The sequence below is a fragment of the Lentilactobacillus kribbianus genome (genome assembly GCF_013184075.1).
Classification (GTDB): domain Bacteria; phylum Bacillota; class Bacilli; order Lactobacillales; family Lactobacillaceae; genus Lentilactobacillus; species Lentilactobacillus kribbianus.
This window is the reverse complement of sequence record NZ_JABEQQ010000001.1, coordinates 189,123-205,003: the sequence shown is the minus strand read 5'-3', so window position 1 is coordinate 205,003 and position 15,881 is coordinate 189,123. Positions and strand designations below refer to the sequence as shown.

The 15,881-nt window shown below is 37.6% G+C and carries 20 protein-coding genes; 16 read left to right on the top strand and 4 right to left on the bottom strand.

The features are described from left to right. Positions 1–28: 28 nt before the first annotated feature. The 3 genes from HII32_RS01220 to HII32_RS01210 all read right to left on the bottom strand — a co-directional run bounded on the left by HII32_RS01220 (position 29) and on the right by HII32_RS01210 (position 2,325). Positions 29–1,186: an MFS transporter gene (locus HII32_RS01220; RefSeq protein ID WP_172187510.1), complete on the bottom strand. Its 1,158-nt coding sequence runs from the start codon at positions 1,184–1,186 to the stop codon at positions 29–31. A 121-nt stretch (positions 1,187–1,307) separates the two neighbouring features. Next, positions 1,308–1,631 carry an AzlD domain-containing protein gene (locus HII32_RS01215; protein ID WP_172187508.1) on the bottom strand — a complete coding sequence of 108 codons (324 nt, stop codon included), beginning with the start codon at positions 1,629–1,631 and terminating at the stop codon, positions 1,308–1,310. Further along, complete coding sequence (locus tag HII32_RS01210; protein WP_172187506.1) at positions 1,618–2,325, bottom strand: AzlC family ABC transporter permease; 708 nt, start codon at positions 2,323–2,325, stop codon at positions 1,618–1,620. The genes HII32_RS01215 and HII32_RS01210 overlap by 14 nt, the downstream gene beginning before the upstream one ends. Before the next feature lie 130 nt (positions 2,326–2,455). On the opposite strand from HII32_RS01210, the gene HII32_RS01205 reads away from it, so the two are divergent. Both HII32_RS01205 and HII32_RS01200 read left to right on the top strand, forming a co-directional pair. Next, entirely contained in the window at positions 2,456–2,728 is a 273-nt protein-coding gene (locus HII32_RS01205) for a hypothetical protein (RefSeq protein ID WP_172187504.1), read from the top strand. Between the two features lie 5 nt (positions 2,729–2,733). Then, entirely contained in the window at positions 2,734–3,141 is a 408-nt protein-coding gene (locus HII32_RS01200; protein WP_172187502.1) for a hypothetical protein, read from the top strand. A gap of 38 nt (positions 3,142–3,179) precedes the next feature. Here the strand turns inward: HII32_RS01200 and HII32_RS01195 are convergent, their stop codons facing one another. Further along, a complete protein-coding gene (locus HII32_RS01195; RefSeq protein WP_172187501.1) occupies positions 3,180–4,523 on the bottom strand; it encodes an FAD-dependent oxidoreductase in 1,344 nt (447 codons plus the stop codon). A gap of 104 nt (positions 4,524–4,627) precedes the next feature. On the opposite strand from HII32_RS01195, the gene HII32_RS01190 reads away from it, so the two are divergent. The 14 genes from HII32_RS01190 (at position 4,628) to HII32_RS01125 (ending at position 15,794) form a co-directional block, all read left to right on the top strand. After that, positions 4,628–5,083, top strand: coding sequence for a GNAT family N-acetyltransferase (locus HII32_RS01190; RefSeq protein ID WP_172187499.1), 456 nt, complete (start codon positions 4,628–4,630; stop codon positions 5,081–5,083). Between the two features lie 9 nt (positions 5,084–5,092). Beyond that, positions 5,093–6,016 carry an RluA family pseudouridine synthase gene (locus tag HII32_RS01185; protein ID WP_343034634.1) on the top strand — a complete coding sequence of 308 codons (924 nt, stop codon included), beginning with the start codon at positions 5,093–5,095 and terminating at the stop codon, positions 6,014–6,016. Positions 6,017–6,038: 22 nt separating this feature from the next. Then, entirely contained in the window at positions 6,039–6,758 is a 720-nt protein-coding gene (locus HII32_RS01180; RefSeq protein ID WP_172187497.1) for a DUF1003 domain-containing protein, read from the top strand. Between the two features lie 112 nt (positions 6,759–6,870). Then, positions 6,871–7,455 carry a GNAT family N-acetyltransferase gene (locus tag HII32_RS01175; protein ID WP_172187495.1) on the top strand — a complete coding sequence of 195 codons (585 nt, stop codon included), beginning with the start codon at positions 6,871–6,873 and terminating at the stop codon, positions 7,453–7,455. 104 nt (positions 7,456–7,559) lie between these two features. Further along, positions 7,560–7,958 carry a hypothetical protein gene (locus HII32_RS01170; RefSeq protein WP_172187493.1) on the top strand — a complete coding sequence of 133 codons (399 nt, stop codon included), beginning with the start codon at positions 7,560–7,562 and terminating at the stop codon, positions 7,956–7,958. 79 nt (positions 7,959–8,037) lie between these two features. Next, positions 8,038–8,262, top strand: a complete 225-nt coding sequence (locus HII32_RS01165; protein ID WP_216655611.1) for a helix-turn-helix domain-containing protein — start codon at positions 8,038–8,040, stop codon at positions 8,260–8,262. Between the two features lie 373 nt (positions 8,263–8,635). Further along, positions 8,636–9,553: a cation diffusion facilitator family transporter gene (locus HII32_RS01160; RefSeq protein WP_172187489.1), complete on the top strand. Its 918-nt coding sequence runs from the start codon at positions 8,636–8,638 to the stop codon at positions 9,551–9,553. 33 nt (positions 9,554–9,586) lie between these two features. Next, a complete protein-coding gene (locus tag HII32_RS01155) occupies positions 9,587–10,234 on the top strand; it encodes a metal-dependent transcriptional regulator (RefSeq protein WP_172187487.1) in 648 nt (215 codons plus the stop codon). A gap of 13 nt (positions 10,235–10,247) precedes the next feature. Beyond that, the gene (locus HII32_RS01150; RefSeq protein ID WP_172187485.1) at positions 10,248–11,012 is read left to right on the top strand and encodes a threonine/serine exporter family protein; all 765 of its coding nucleotides are present in this window, start codon (positions 10,248–10,250) and stop codon (positions 11,010–11,012) included. A gap of 12 nt (positions 11,013–11,024) precedes the next feature. Further along, positions 11,025–11,486, top strand: coding sequence for a threonine/serine exporter family protein (locus tag HII32_RS01145; protein ID WP_172187483.1), 462 nt, complete (start codon positions 11,025–11,027; stop codon positions 11,484–11,486). A gap of 127 nt (positions 11,487–11,613) precedes the next feature. Next, positions 11,614–12,279: a phosphatase PAP2 family protein gene (locus HII32_RS01140; RefSeq protein WP_172187481.1), complete on the top strand. Its 666-nt coding sequence runs from the start codon at positions 11,614–11,616 to the stop codon at positions 12,277–12,279. A gap of 56 nt (positions 12,280–12,335) precedes the next feature. Further along, positions 12,336–12,827, top strand: coding sequence for a GNAT family N-acetyltransferase (locus HII32_RS01135; RefSeq protein WP_172187479.1), 492 nt, complete (start codon positions 12,336–12,338; stop codon positions 12,825–12,827). A 312-nt stretch (positions 12,828–13,139) separates the two neighbouring features. Further along, positions 13,140–14,630, top strand: a complete 1,491-nt coding sequence (locus HII32_RS01130; RefSeq protein ID WP_172187477.1) for an amino acid permease — start codon at positions 13,140–13,142, stop codon at positions 14,628–14,630. A gap of 123 nt (positions 14,631–14,753) precedes the next feature. Then, entirely contained in the window at positions 14,754–15,794 is a 1,041-nt protein-coding gene (locus tag HII32_RS01125) for a tagatose 1,6-diphosphate aldolase (protein WP_172187475.1), read from the top strand. Positions 15,795–15,881 lie beyond the last annotated feature (87 nt).

Genomic DNA, 15,881 nt, shown 5'->3' with positions numbered 1-15,881 from the left:
GCAAACACATTGTGTTTGCTTTTTTTTATTATTCTGTTTGGTGAGTCACCGCGACGAACCCCAGACTAATGGTGATTAACATTACGGCAATAAAAGCTAAGTTCATTACTAAAACATTGTGAGTATGACTAGCAATTTGACCAAACATCATGGGACCAATGGCAGCAATTAAATAACCGATAAACTGAGCAAATCCCGAACGCATTGCAATCAGTTGGGGATTATTACCACTAGTAGCAATAAGCGTCATGGCAAAAGTAAAAATTAAGGCGCTAGCAAATCCTAACAAAAGAGCTGAAAGCCAAAGCGCCCCATTACCAACCATTATGCTAACAATTCCGCCAAGATAACCGGTTAAAATAATTATTAAAATGATTTTTTTATTCAAAATAAAATTAACTAGTAATGCTGCAGGAATCCCAATTAATTGAAATAACGATAACATTAAACCAGCATTAATCATGGAAGCACCGGATTCGTGATACATGGTTGGTAACCACGTGCTTAAACTATAAAAAACAAATGATTGCATTCCCATAAAAAGAGCTAATAACCAAGCATATCGATCGTGACAAAAGGTGTAAAGGAAACTCACGTTTTTGCTTTTATCATGGTTAGATTGAGTGTAATCGCTGGATTCATTAGCTAGTTTACGGTGGGCAACTAACCAATATCCTAAGGCAATGATGGCTGGAATGGCGATTAATTGAACAAATAAGCGCCAGCCAATTAAGCGTGTTAGTGGAACGGCTAAAGCAATCCCCAGGGCAGAAAAAGCGCCCATAGTTAATGAAAAATAACTAGTTAGGGTAGTGACCGCTTTAGGTTGATAAGTAGCAATGATAGTAGGAACCAACACATTAAGAAAAGCAATAGTTAAGCCGACCAAAATGGTCCCCATTAACATTGTCGATGATCCCAAGGGACGAATGATATTGGCTATTATCAGCATGGTAATGGCTAATATCATAAAGCGATTTAACCCTATAGTACTAAGAATTTTGGGGGTCAACATCGCACCAAAGGCAAAGCAGAGCAAGGGAATGGTTACCAGCAACGAAGTGAACGTGGCGGTGACATGCAACCCGTGTTGAATTTCAGTAAAAATAGGGGGAACAGCGGTAATTGCTAACCGTAAGTTGGCGGCGATAGCAACGATTAGACCGGTGAAAAATTTTTTAGACAAAATAAAAACACTCCTTCTGATTTTGATTCCTGCCTAGAAAGGGTGTCTAGTAACATGACGAGTCAGACTCGCTATCGGAATTTATTATATTACTTTACGTTGTTTTACGATTGATGTAAAGCTATAGATGATTGATGATGACTAATGAGGCCATTCCGATGATCACAATCCAAAGAAGGCTTTTGGTAATAATGGCGGCTATTACGGTCGGAACCGAGGCCCAGATATTATCCCAATTAGTAATTGGTAGGTGACCTAAGCGTTGGGTAAATAAATTTTCAAACCAGAGTGCGGCCATAATGGTAATAGGTACAAAAGCTAAAAATTCGGTTACTTTGGGTGACAGTTGGAATTTTTTTAATAAAACTAATGGTAACACCCGTGATAACCAGGTAACCAAACCACACCCGATAATGGTTAATAAAACATATTCAAAAGAAGGCACGGCGTAACCACACCCCCAATCCACAGGCAATTAAAGTTACTACTAATACTAAAATATTAACCGGAATAAAAATCAAACCGATATACATTAAGACCAAGGTAATAGCAACTACTAAAAGTTGTAAGTTAATTCCTAAGACCCGATCAGAAATAATTTGTAAGTACAACAAGCCCAAAAACATTGCGACAATGGCAAAGTTCAAGCCGAAATCATCTGGATTAGCGATGAACTGACCGAGAACGGCACCAACTAATGAGGCTAGAGCCCACACCCAGTAAGCGACGGAATTAGCCGCATTTAACCAGGCAAAATTCAACTTATGGTCAGTAAAGTTAATTTTATTCATGCTAAGAGCAAAGCTTTCATCAGTAATAAAACTGCCTAAGACAACGTTTTTCCAGGTGGCTTGGTCAGGTAAATATCTAGAAACAGTGGTACTAATCAAAATCATCCGCGCATTAACTAAAAAAACAGCAAATACAATGGATAAAATGGGACTGTGCGCTGCCAACATGCTTACGGCGATAAATTGTGCTGAACCAGCATAAATAATAAGTGACATTAAAGTCACAATCAATGGTGAAAAACCAGCAGCTTTGGCTACTACCCCAAAGGCAATGCCAATACCAATGTAACCAAAAACAGTTGGCATGGCTTCCTTGATGGCAGCTGAAGTAGTTAATTCGTGATTCATGAAACCCCTCCTAATTTCAATATTAATATTTTAGCGGAAGAACGTAGTGGATGTATACCTTAATCTGCTATTTAGGATTGAAATAGGTTATTATTAAAATAAAATGACGCAAATTCAGTGGGGAATTATTATGACAATAAAATTAACTAATGAAAAGCAACAATTAGTGCTACAGGATAAAGATGTGACGTTAACGATTCAAACAACAATTAGTCCACTTCCCAAACAAGCTACCTATTTATTTGTACAATCTGATGGCACTGCAGTGATTAGTACTAAGCCGTTAAAAATTAAGGCTGAAAGAATTGTTGCCATTCAAGTAGCTAATCAACCGGTTACGGAAGTGATGCAGAGTTACAAAATACTCAAAACTCGCAGTTTAGCCATTGGTGGCAGTTGTTAGCGTTATTGGGCATTAAATCTGCTGCAGTTAAGGCACCCAAAAAGGGGAAGGCCACTCATCGATTTAATCAACAACTAGCTACAATGCCGTTTTACGTAGACTATAACGGCAGTCAAGCGATAGTTTATTGGCAAAAAAGAAATCAGTTAGTTATTAAGGCTGGTGCGCAACTGGCTTCTAAAGTTCCTTTAAATAAAAACGGTGAGGTTGGTTTTAGCGCCCGGTTTGCACAACAATTACGTGAAGAGCATAAAAACGACTTTAGTGATTTTATTACTACTAAAGATGTCAGCTTAAAAAGTGTGAACGAAGTCGGACTATTTTTATACTTTGGTGGTACCAATAGTTGGCAGGTACTTCATAATGATCAGGGAAAAACTCTTGATGAATTAACAATAATGAGTGCTCAATAAAAAAGGATCTGGTTTTTAACCAGATCCTTTTGATTTATTTATTTGTTAGCTTCTTGAGCTTGTGCTGCTTGACCTAATTCGTTAAGGTAATTGAAAGGTCGATCAAATTGTGGTTGGAATAACATATCAACCATAGCGAGATCATCAATAGTATTACCATTTTGAATCATAACTGATAGGGTATTAGCTGATTGAGAAACATCATAAAGACTCATTAGTGCACCACCAAGAATCTTTCTAGTATCAGCATCGTAAGTTAATGACATCACTACTGGAGTCGTGGTGCGCATAAATTCTGGACGATAGTTATCAGTTAAGCGCACTTCACGAGCATTCTTCATGCCTTGTTGTTTAGCAGCTTCAATCGTTAAACCAGTAGAAGCGGCGGTTCGTTCGTATAACATTAAGCCGGAAGTGGATTGAGTTCCCATGTATTTAACGGTAGGCTTTTCGATATTTTTACCCACTAAGATACCTTGGCGAACCGCGTTAGTTGCCAATGGAATATAAGCGTTAATGTGGGTTGGATTGTAGTGAACAGCTACACTATCACCGGCACCAAACACGTCAGGATCAGAAGTTTGCATGTAATCATTAGTGATCAAAGCACCATTTTTCAACATGTCCAACTTGCCTTTAAATAGTTCGGTATTAGGTCTGAAACCAACACAAAGAATAACTAAGTCAGTTTCGTATTCGTGTTTATTAGTTTTGACGGTTAAAACATCATCGCCACTGATTTCTTGCACTAATTCACCTAAGCCTAAGGTAACACCATGGTCGGTATAATCTTTTTCGATAATATCGGTCATTTCTTTATTGAAATATTTTGGCATAACTCGATCGGCACCATCGATTAAGGTGACGTCATGGTTAGTACGACTATAAGCTTCGGCTAGTTCAGCACCAATGTAACCAGCGCCAATTACTGTGATTCGCTTTGCATCAGCAGCCACATCGAATAATTCTTTGGCATGGTTCCAGTTCTTGCAAAGATAAACTTTGTTATTATCAATGCCCTTGATTGGTGGGATGATGGGCCAAGAACCAGTAGTAACGACCAATTTGTCGTAACTATCGGTGATGGTTTCTTCTTTGTCCAGGTTATTGACGGTTACTGTTTTATTATCAAGATCAACGTCAGTAACTTTATGTAACATTTTCACTTCGGCCCCTAAATCTTTTAATTCTTTAGGACTGGAGTAAAATAAACCTTGAGGATCATCAATTTGTTTACCTAAATAAAGCGCAATCCCACAAGATAGGAAAGAAATATTATCATTTTTTTCGTAAACTGTTACTGAAGCATCAGGATGTTCCGCTAGAATTTGTTTAATCGCAAATGTTCCAGCGTGTGTACAACCAATTACAACTACCTTCATAATTACAGGCTCCTTTATTTTATATTTGGATTAATAACCGGATACTAACGTAAGTGTAACATTTGTGAAAACGATGTCAATCAAAGTGAATTGGAGGCGTAAAAATGCAAATAAATATACAAAATACTGACGTTTCATCCCAATTAATTAAGGGTTTATTGCTCATGGCGGATCCGGATCAAACACAAGTGAAAAAATACATAAGGCAAGCCGATTTGTATGAAATTACGGTGGGATTGGATCAACTGGGCGTATTAGCTTTTGTAGCGGTGGATACTCAAACAATAGAATTAAAAAATGTGGCTGTGTTACCCGATTATCGTAATCGTGGTTTGGCTAGTTATGCGATTAATGAGATGATGCAGCGCTACCACCAAAAAGGGTATACTAAAATGGTCGTAGGAACAGCTAATTCCAGTATTACTAATTTTAGTTTTTATCAAAAACTAGGATTTCGTTTTGCTGCCATTCGGCCCAACTTTTTTGCTAACTACCGCCAACCAATTTATGAAAATGGAATTCGGGCACATGACTTAATCATGTTTGAACGAATAATATAGGAGAGAACCGTGAAATTTACTTTACAAAATAACAGTGATCAAACAATAGGGTTAAAACGTTTTTTGAATCAACAAGGTATTAGCCACCGGATGTATCATGAGTTAAGAGCAACTAATGATTATGTGTTTATTAACGACATCAAGATACCGTTTGGCAGTGAAGTACCCGCGCAAGCAACGGTAACAATTGATTTACCAGCAGAAGAGGCTGACGCCAGTGTAGCTGTAAGTAAGCAACCTTTGATGGTATTAATGGAAGATGAAAATTGGTTAGTTGTAGATAAACCAGTGGGATTAACTTCAGTTCCCGGACCTAGCAATCGTGCAGATACTTTGGTTAATCGGGTTAAGGGTCATTGGCAAGATATTAACAGTGATAATTTAGTACCCCATATTATTACGCGACTAGATCGAGATACTAGTGGGGTAGTCTTAGTGGCTCGACATCGTTTAGCTAATAGTTTGGCTAACATGATGCAAGAAAATCATGATATTAACAAAAGTTACGTAGCCATTGTTAGTGGTACTGGTTTAGATGATCATGGAATGATTGATGCGCCACTTGCCAAAAATCCAGCAGGTTATAATCAAATCATTACTGAAACTGGTAAACCAGCTCAAACGGAATACTGGAAAATGGAAGAATTAACGGATGCCACAATTGTGAAGGTGAAGTTGCATACTGGAAGAACACACCAAATTAGAGCGCATTTTCAAAGTATCAATCATCCATTGTTGGGCGATGAACTTTATGGTGGTAAAAAGGTGATGGTAATTAAACATCAAGCTTTACATGCTTACCAATTGGAATTTGTAGATCCGTTTAGTGGTCAACAAATTAACATGATTAGTCCATTACCTGAGGATTTGAAGCAATACCTAGCTACACAAAAAATACAACCTAAACCGTTAATGGCTAAATTAACCAAGTAACAATAGATTGGAGAAGATAAAAATGGCTGAAACAAGACAATGTATCGTAGATCAGGTAACGTATCCGATCACTGAAGGTGTGGTTTTGCAACAGCTGGATACTAGTACCCGTAATTTAATTAAAACCGATTTTCCCAAAGCCAAAGTGACTGATTTTATCTGTAACCATCATTTATTAAAGTATCAATTATTGCGCGTTAACAGTCTGATTGCGGCAGATATTAAGCAATCTCAAAAAATCAATAAGCGTTTGACGAAGGCTTTAGAAAATGATGATTATGACATTATTGATGTAAATGAGCATCTCAATCGTAGCTTAACTTTTGGTCAAAGAATTTCTGATGCGGTAGCCCATTTCGGTGGTAGCTGGGGGTTTATTGGTATTTTTGTCTTTGTTTTAGTGGGCTGGATGTTAGTCAATGGATTGGGGTTATTTGGGGTTCATTTTGATAAATATCCCTTTATTTTATTGAATTTAGTATTGAGCTGTGTGGCTGCAGTACAAGCACCAATTATCATGATGAGCCAAAATCGGGCGGCGGATCGTGACCGAATGGACTCAGAAAATGACTACCATGTTAATTTGAAATCAGAGCATGAATTACGAATTTTACATGCTAAACTCGATAATTTAACCCAACGACAAATTCCGCACACAATGGAAATTCAAAAAATTCAAATTGAAATTCTAAGTCAAATTCGAACAGAAATAGATGACTTACAAACTAAAAGTAAAGAATAAGTAAATTGCTAACCGAAACCATAAGCTTTTTTTGACAAAAATCCATAAATCCAGTAAAGTACTAGTTCACTACTCATTATCAAGTGGTGAAACTAAAACTAGGAGGATTTTTGTGATAACGATTAGAAATGCACGATCAACTGACGCCGGTCAAATCGCCCCGTTAATTGATATTATTTTTGAAGAAATGCAATTAGAGGATTTAGGAGATGTCTCTGACTCTGGTTTAGCCAAGGTCATCACTAAGGCTTATCAAACAGATACGTATTTATTTGATAAAGCTGCGACGGTGGTGGCCGAGGTCGATGGCCAAGTTGCTGGGGTCATGTTTGGTTACCCTAGCGAAAATGAAGAGGCAATTAATTCTGTGATGCGTAGTTTGTCTCAGCAAAGTGCAGATTTCAAAGAACCTTACATTCCGGATAATGAAACTTTAGGGGATGAATGGTATTTGGACTCGATTGCGGTGGCACCTAAATATCAAGGCCAAGGAATTGGAAGTAAGTTGTTAAAGACGGTACCTACTTTGGCTAAAAATGACGGTAAAGACGTGATTGGGCTAAACGTTGATTTTGAAAATCCAGCTGCTAAAAAATTATATGAGCGCTCCGGTTTTGAAACGGTCGGTACCCAAATGATTGGTGAACATATGTATTATCATATGCAAAAGAAAGTTTCCGAGCTCGTATTTGCTTAATTTAGTAGTAGAATAAAAAAGATGAATTTTTTGGCCAGGCCCTAGCAATCATAGGGAGGCCATTTTTCGTATTTAAAATATAATTAATTAGAGGTAACCATAAAATGGAAGATAATATTAAGTTGGGTGATCCAGTATTTGATAACATGATGTTTGTGTTAACGACACCGATTACACAAGCTAATCATAAGGATTATAAATACGGTCAATTTGAACTAGCTGAAATTGCCGAAGATGTTTGGGCTATGCCAGCTTACATGACGGAAGATGATGATTTTAGTTTGTTTTTTATTGTTACTAAGATTGATACCGGTGATACAGTTATGGCATTTTCTACCGGTGATCAAACTGATGGTAATTTTGCGTTAAGTAATCCCATGAATACTGGGGCTGGATTAAATCTTTTAAGTCAAGATCACGAAAAGGAAGCCCAGGGGCTGTTACATTTCTTAAACCAGATTTCTAAAGCTGCAGAAGGTGACTGGCGGATGGTCGAAGATTAAGCTTGTCTTTTAAAATGGTTGGTTGTAGAATACGCTTAATAGTTGTTTATAAGACGTAAGATAAGTAGAGGTAATTGTGATGAAATGGACGCTAGAGGAGTTTGCTGAGAAGGTAAATATCGCCCCGGAACAAATTCGTGAATACGTGACGGCCGGATTATTACCAACCAAGGTAGCTGGCGATAGCGAATTATTATTTGATGATTCCGATAGTTATTGGCTGGATATGATTCAGTGTTTTGTAGGCAATGGAACTTCAGTTGACGAATTAAAGCATGTAATTAAACACTGTCACTTGAATTAAAAACAAATAAATTGTTTATCAACTTAAATGGTGATAGTCTTACTGCAAGAACGAATCGCTGATGATTTTTCGATTAATTTCAATGTCGTTTTTAAAATGGGTTTTGTGAAACCTTAGTTTCATTTTTAATGGTGCAAACAGCGCACTTGGATAATTTGGTCTAAGACCGAATTAGACTCCGATAATAAACGAAGTAAAATTTAATTAAACCATCGTCAGCGGTTCGATTCTAATCGGGGATACTTTTGTATCCCCGATTTTTTGCTTTTGTAACAATAATCTTAGGTTAACTTAAAAATACCGAATAATTTCTTGAGGGTATAGCAAAACCCCACTTTAAATGCGATAATAATTTTAGAGTGGAGGTGCTTTTATGGGCAAACATACCCACGGAGACTCAACTGTAAGTGGCCAACGCTTCTTTTGGGTAACAACGTTAAATATTTTAATTACGGTAGTGGAATTTATTGGTGGAGGCTTATCTGGTAGCTTGTCATTGGTATCTGATGCATTTCATAATCTGAGTGATTCAGCCGCCATTGCTTTTAGTTATGTAGCCCACCGAATCAGTAAAAAACCGCAAGATAGCAAAAGTACGTATGGTTATCGCCGCGCTCAAATTATCGTAGCCTTTTTAAATTCAATTGTTTTAATTATGATCTGTGTGGGATTAGTAGTGGAAGCCATTCAACGGATTTCTCACCCGGAACCAATCAACGGTAAGATGATGCTGATTGTTTCTATCGTTGGGTTACTAGCTAACGTATTATCAGCGGTATTGTTGAATGCCGGCGCTCAAAAAAATTTGAATATGAAAGCCACTTATCTTCATATTATGAGTGATGCTTTGTCATCGGTAGCTATTATTATCGGTGGGATATTAATTCAACTTTATAATTGGACCTTAGTAGATCCGGCCATCACGATTATTGTGGCTTTGTACATTATTTACGAAGCAGCGCCAATTATTAGACAAACTTTTAAAATTTTAATGGAAGAAGCCCCAGCAGATATCGATTATCATGGTATGAAGGCTGACTTGATGAAATTAGATAATGTATTAGGGGTTCATCATATCCATGCTTGGCAAATTGATGAACATAATTTAATTGTTTCATTACACGTTAATTTAAAAGAAGATATGTGTATTAGTGAGGCTGAAACTATTTATCGAGAAATTGATGAAGTACTTGCTGACAAATACGAAGTGAGTCACGTGACGATTCAAGCAGAAGCTAAGCGGGGCGTTCATGAGAAAATGATTTATGATCAAGGTAAGGACCTGCCTTAGTAGTTAATGTAGATGATATAGGAGAAAATGATTATGACCCCGATGAAAGAAGATTATTTAAAAATTATTTTTGAGCTGGGCGGAGCCAATAAAATGATTAGTAATAAAAAAATAGCAATTAGTTTAAACGTTGCCGCTGGGTCAGTAACTGAAATGGTCAATAAAATGTTGACCGAAAATTTTGTCACGCATAAACCTTACTCGGGGGTTAAGTTAACCGATAAAGGGGTTGAATATGCCGAAGAGTTGGTTAGAAAGCATCGATTATGGGAAGTATTTTTAAATCGCGAATTAAAATTTGATTTACAAGATGTCCATAAAGAGGCCGAGAAGTTAGAACACGTCACCAGTGATGAAATGATTGATCACTTAGATGATTATTTGGGTAATCCAATTAAGTGTCCTCACGGCGGGGTAATCCCTAGCCGAGAAGGTGATTATTTAGAAGAGGATCATATTGGGCTAGACGATGCTCAAGTAGGTCATGTTTATGAAGTAGCCCGGTTTATTGATAACTATGATTTCTTGAATTATTTAGGAGAAGTTGATTTACACATTGGTGATCAAATTGAAATTTTGGATCATGATGCCTTTGAAGGGGCAGTTAAGATGCGTAAAACTGCTGATAATTCAGTGATTACGGTTGGCTACAAAGCTTCTCATTATATTTTTGTTAAGTAAGGCTGGTGCAAATATGGCGAGTGTTGAAAATCAATCGTACTATCAACTAGTGATTAATACCTGTTTGCTAGCTGGCAAGATTATGGTGGAAAACGGTTCTGATCTGCAACGGGTGGAAGATACTATTTATCGTATTGGTCATAATGCTAAGATGAAGTCTATTAACGCTTATATCACGGTAACCATGATCATGGTGTCTTCGACTGACCCTAACATTCCAGCTCAAATGATTAACGTCAATAAACGCAGTTTTAATTTAACTAAAGTCGTTAAAGTCAATGATTTATCACGTAAATTTGCGGCGGAACAAATTAATATTGAAACTTTTTATCAACAGTTACAATTAACTGATATTCAAAATGATTTCTTTTCATTAAAAATGCAGGTCTTAGGAGCCATCTTAGTTAGTGGACCACTAGTAGTGGTTTTTAGAGATAACGTGATTGATGCTTTACCGGCTTGCGCAGTCGCTGCGATCACTTGGGTTTTCTTTTATTTTATGAATCGTTATTTCAATATTCGTTTTGTGAGTGAATTTAGCTCGGCCTTTTTATTGGCGGGGATTTCCGCTTTGATGGTACGAATCGGTTGGGCTCATAATATGGATGATTTAATTATCGGTAGTGTTATGCCGTTGTTACCAGGTATTCCACTAACCAACGCTGTTCGAGATTTGTTGGCGGGTAATTTAGTTAGTGGACCGGCTCGAGGAGTAGAAGCGCTAATTAGTGCTTGTGCGTTAGGCTTTGGTGTTGCAGTAGGCTTACATTTATTCTAGGAGGACGCAAACATGATGACATTAATTATCAAAGTAATTTGCGTTTATTTGGCCGGAGTTGGCTTTGGGATGATTGTTAACCTACCATTGCGTGCGTTTAACGTTGCTGGTTTAAGTGGGGTAGTTGGCTGGCTGGTTTATTATTTGGTTAGTTTGCTACCATCTGCCGGATTAGGCATTTCTAATTTTTGTGGGGCTATGGCGATTGGTCTCTTTTCGATGATCATGGCGCGCATCATGAAAATCCCCAGTATTGTTTTTGATGTTCCAGGATTAGTTCCGTTGGTTCCAGGAAGTCAGGCCTACTTAGTAGTCAAAAGTTTTACGGTCGGTGATTCTCATTTATTAGGGCTATATGCGGCCCAATTAGTTTGGATTTCTGGTTCAATTGCTTTGGGCTTCATTGCTGCTGAAGGGGTCTTTCGAGTTTGGCAACAAATTAAAGCGTATAGAAGTATTTTTAAAAGAAGCTGAGAAATTGTTCTCGGCTTTTTATTTGATTTTTAAAATACAAAGAAAACTTAAAATAGAGCATGAACCTAATTGTCCTAACGGGATTATGGTAAAATTAGGATTAAGTTGAATAAGGAGATTTATACATATGATTATTGAAAAAGACGGCAATCGAACCGCGAAATTTTTCGTTAGTTTGATTTTTACGGTTTTACTAGCCTTCGTAGTAAAAATGAACTTTGGCTATGCAGAATTTCTAGATTCGATGGTAGTCACAGCAGTTCAAAAAAGTCCGAGTGGTTTTTTGAATACTTTTTACACGATGGTATCTTTTCTAGCTTCACCTACACTAGATATCATTTGGATCTTTATTATTGCCTTCTTTCTTTGGGGATTTCATTATCGTATTCCAGCATTGTGGAGTATTTTGACTCTGGCTGGAGCTGACGTAGTAGGATTCTTGGTGAAAAATGTTATTCGACGGGCTCGTCCTATTGATCATTTAAAGAGTGACGACGGTTTTAGTTTTCCCAGTGGTCACGTATTGGGAATGTTCATCGTTTTAGCGGTCATTTGGATTATGGTGGTTCCGTTAATTCAATCGGCCACGAAACAGTTTGTTTTAAAAGTGATCATTGTAATGGTAATGATTTTGGTGATGATGTCTCGGGTATATTTAAATGCTCACTATCCTTCTGATACATTGGGGGCGGCATTGGTTGCTTACACTTGGTTGTTGTTTGCAGAAAACTTGTATCCTCGTTTAGCACCTAAACTGAATGAATGGCCATTAATAGGTGGCAATAAATATTAAAATAAAGATGGTGCCGATATGGGTCATCATCTTTATTTAGTTAGGAAAGGTTAATAATGGCTCAAATAAAATTAAGATCACTGATTCAAAAAGATATGTCGGCTTTTTATAATATTGTGACGCAAAAAGCAGTCGCTCAAGCAGCTCAAATAGAAGTAATATCCGATGTTACTGCCGCTCAAAAGTTACTGGAACAATTATTAAACAATGGTCATGTTTTAGGGATTGAAGTTAATAACCAATTGGTGGGAATAATCACTTGGTCGAATAAAATTACCGCTACTGGGGCACCAGATTTTCTTAATTGGGAGTTGAATTACTTTTTAAGCGAGCAGTGGTGGAATCAACAAGTTATGACCTCGGCACTTAAATTGTTTTTAAACCGGGTCTGGCGCCAACATCCGGAACTTATTTTGTGGGCCGAGGTTCGACCAGATAACCCAGCTTCAAGCCGAGTATTAGTTAAGTTAGGATTTGAACTCTTTGAACATAATTTTGATGACTATCACCATCAAGTTATTGATATGTATCGGTATCAGGTTAAGTGAATTTTTTTACTTGTAAATCAAATTTTTTCGGGCTATACTTTCTTCGAATGTAAAAATTCAATACAGTGCGAGCAACATTGATGGAATCTGGAGTTGGGTAAAAACCGGTGATAGAGACTGGATAAATGTTCGTCAAAGCATTTTTGAGAAAGAGATGCTTACCCTTGTCTGAAAGGACAAAAAAATTGTTGTAGTTCATTATCAGGAAGTGTTACCTGAGAAATAAAGAAATTTCCAGGACTTTTTTCCCGACCTTGAAATTAGTTTCTTTCTTTACGGATTGGGTACCTTCGAATTTGGGAGGTCATCAATATGAAGGAACGAACAATTGACGAAGAAGCCGTGAGTAATACTGAAGTGAAGCGGGGGTTAAAAGCCCGGCATATCTCCATGATTGCCTTAGGTGGATGTATTGGAACTGGCTTATTTGTAGCCAGTGGCTCAGCGATTAGTACTGCAGGCCCCGGTGGTGCATTAATTGCGTATGGATTAATGGGGATAATGGTTTATTTTTTAATGACCAGTTTAGGTGAAATGGCAACCAACATGCCAGTATCAGGATCTTTTGCCGCTTACGCCGGCAAGTATGTTGATCCCGCCCTTGGATTTGCCATGGGGTGGAATTATTGGTTTAACTGGGCGATTACGGTTGCTATTGATGTTAGTACAGTTTCTTTGGTAATGAAGTTTTGGTTGCCAGATGTTCCGTCATGGATTTGGAGTACGGTTGCTTTAATTTTAATTGTATTGATTAATGCAATGTCAGTTTCCACATTTGGTGAAACTGAATTTTGGATGTCGGCGGTCAAAGTAATTACCGTTCTAATCTTCTTGGTTGTCGGTGTTTTGACCATTTTTGGAATTATGGGTGGTCACGAGACTGGTTTAAGTAATTTTACTTACAAGAAAGCACCATTTGTTGGTGGCGTGCCAGCTATTATTAGCGTTTTCGTTGTGGCTGGATTTTCATTTCAAGGAACAGAATTAGTAGGAATTACTGCGGGTGAATCTCAAGATCCCGAACACAGTGTTCCTAAAGCAATTCATGAAGTCTTTTGGCGAATTATTCTATTTTATATTTTTGCCATTTTTGTAATTGCTGCCATCATTCCTTACACAAGCCCTGATTTACTAGGTTCTTCAGCTAGTGATATCGCAATTAGTCCGTTTACGATTGTCTTTCAACGAGCTGGATTAGCGACAGCGGCTAGTGTCATGAATGCAGTTATTTTAACGGCAGTATTGTCTTCTGCTAACTCTGGAATGTATGCTTCTACTCGGATGCTTTACTCACTAGCTAATACTGGTTTTGCACCCAAATCTTTGGCTAAAACAGCTAAAAATGGAATTCCGGTGCGAGCATTGGCGATTACAACGTTAGTAGCATCACTTACCTTTATTTCCAGTTTTGCTGGTCCTCAAATTTACCTTTGGTTAGTAGCGGCCTCTGGTTTGACTGGTTTTATTGCTTGGTTTGGAATTGCGATTTCTCATTACCGTTTTCGCCGAGCTTTTGTTAAACAAGGGCATAAAGTCAGTGAGTTGAAGTATCATGCTAAATGGTTCCCATTTGGTCCTATTCTTTGCTTGATTTTATGTATTTTGGTGATTGTTGGTCAAGATCCAGCAGCTTTTGCTAACTTTGATTGGAAGGAAATTTTAGTTACCTATATTGGAGTGCCATTAGTAGTTGGCCTTTACCTCTGGTATAAGATTAAGCATCATACTCATGTGGTACCGTTAGATGAGATGGATATTTCTTCTACTCATGAAGAAACTGATTTAACTGGAAAAAATAAATAAGAAATTGGTCTAGCCATTTTGGCTAGATTTTTTTTGGTTAAAACCCCTAAATATTTGCATCTGAAAGCGTTTATTTGGTACAATGCTATTAATTGGTATAATTTATTACACGAGGTGGATAAAATGAAAAAAATTATGACAAAGCAAGTTTTTGAACGAATGCAACGTGTTGCTAATGATGAAGGTATTATTGATGCTTTAGCTTTGGATCAACGGGGTTCTTTAGTTAAAATGATGAAACAAGCTGCTGCTGATAATGGCAAACCATTTTCAATGCAAATGGTTTATGATTTCAAAAAGTTAGTTTCCAAAGTACTTAGTCCTAAGAGTTCTGCTATTTTATTAGATGAACAAATGGGATTTGAAGGAATTAAGGCTAAAGCCCCGGAAACTGGTTTAATTATGTCTTATGAAAAGACTGGTTATGATGCTGATACACCTGGACGACTTCCTAGTTTGATTGATAACCAATCAGCCCAGATTATGGTAGAGCAAGGGGCCGATGCTTTGAAGGTGTTGATTTATCTTAATACTAAAGATAAAGCAGAGGTTAATCAGATTAAAAAGGCCTTCACTCAACGTTACGGTACCGAAGCCCTAGCTGCTCAAGTACCTACTTTCTTTGAAATCGTTACTTACGATGATGATTATGCTAGCGATTCAATTGAATTTGCTCGTGAAAAACCCCGGATGGTGATTGATGCCATGAAGGAATACACTAAGGATGAATATCACGTTAGCGTCTTGAAGATGGAAATGCCCTTTAATCCTAAGTATGTGAAGGAATGGAATGACGGGGGCGAATATGCTTATACTGAAGAAGAAGTGAAGGGTTACTTAAAAGAGTTAAGCGACGCAGCTACTAGACCATTTATCTTCTTAAGTGCCGGTGTGCCAACTCCGGTATTTCAACGAGAATTGCGTTTGGCTGGTAGTGCTGGCGTTAAGTTTTCTGGTGTCTTGAGTGGTCGCGCTACTTGGCGTGATGGCATTAACGTTTATGCTAAAGATGGTGAAGCTGGTTTAATTGACTGGCTACAACACAAAGGGACTCAAAACGTGCTGGACTTAAAAGAAATTTTGGCAGCTAATGCAACGCCATGGTTTGATATCTACGGTGGTATGGACAATATTGAAGTAGTGGATGCTCCCGAGATTAAATAATTAATCGCAAGATATTGCGTGATTGTCTACTAACTAGTACAATATATTGTGTTGTTTTATTTCACTTATTTAAAGGAGACTACCTAC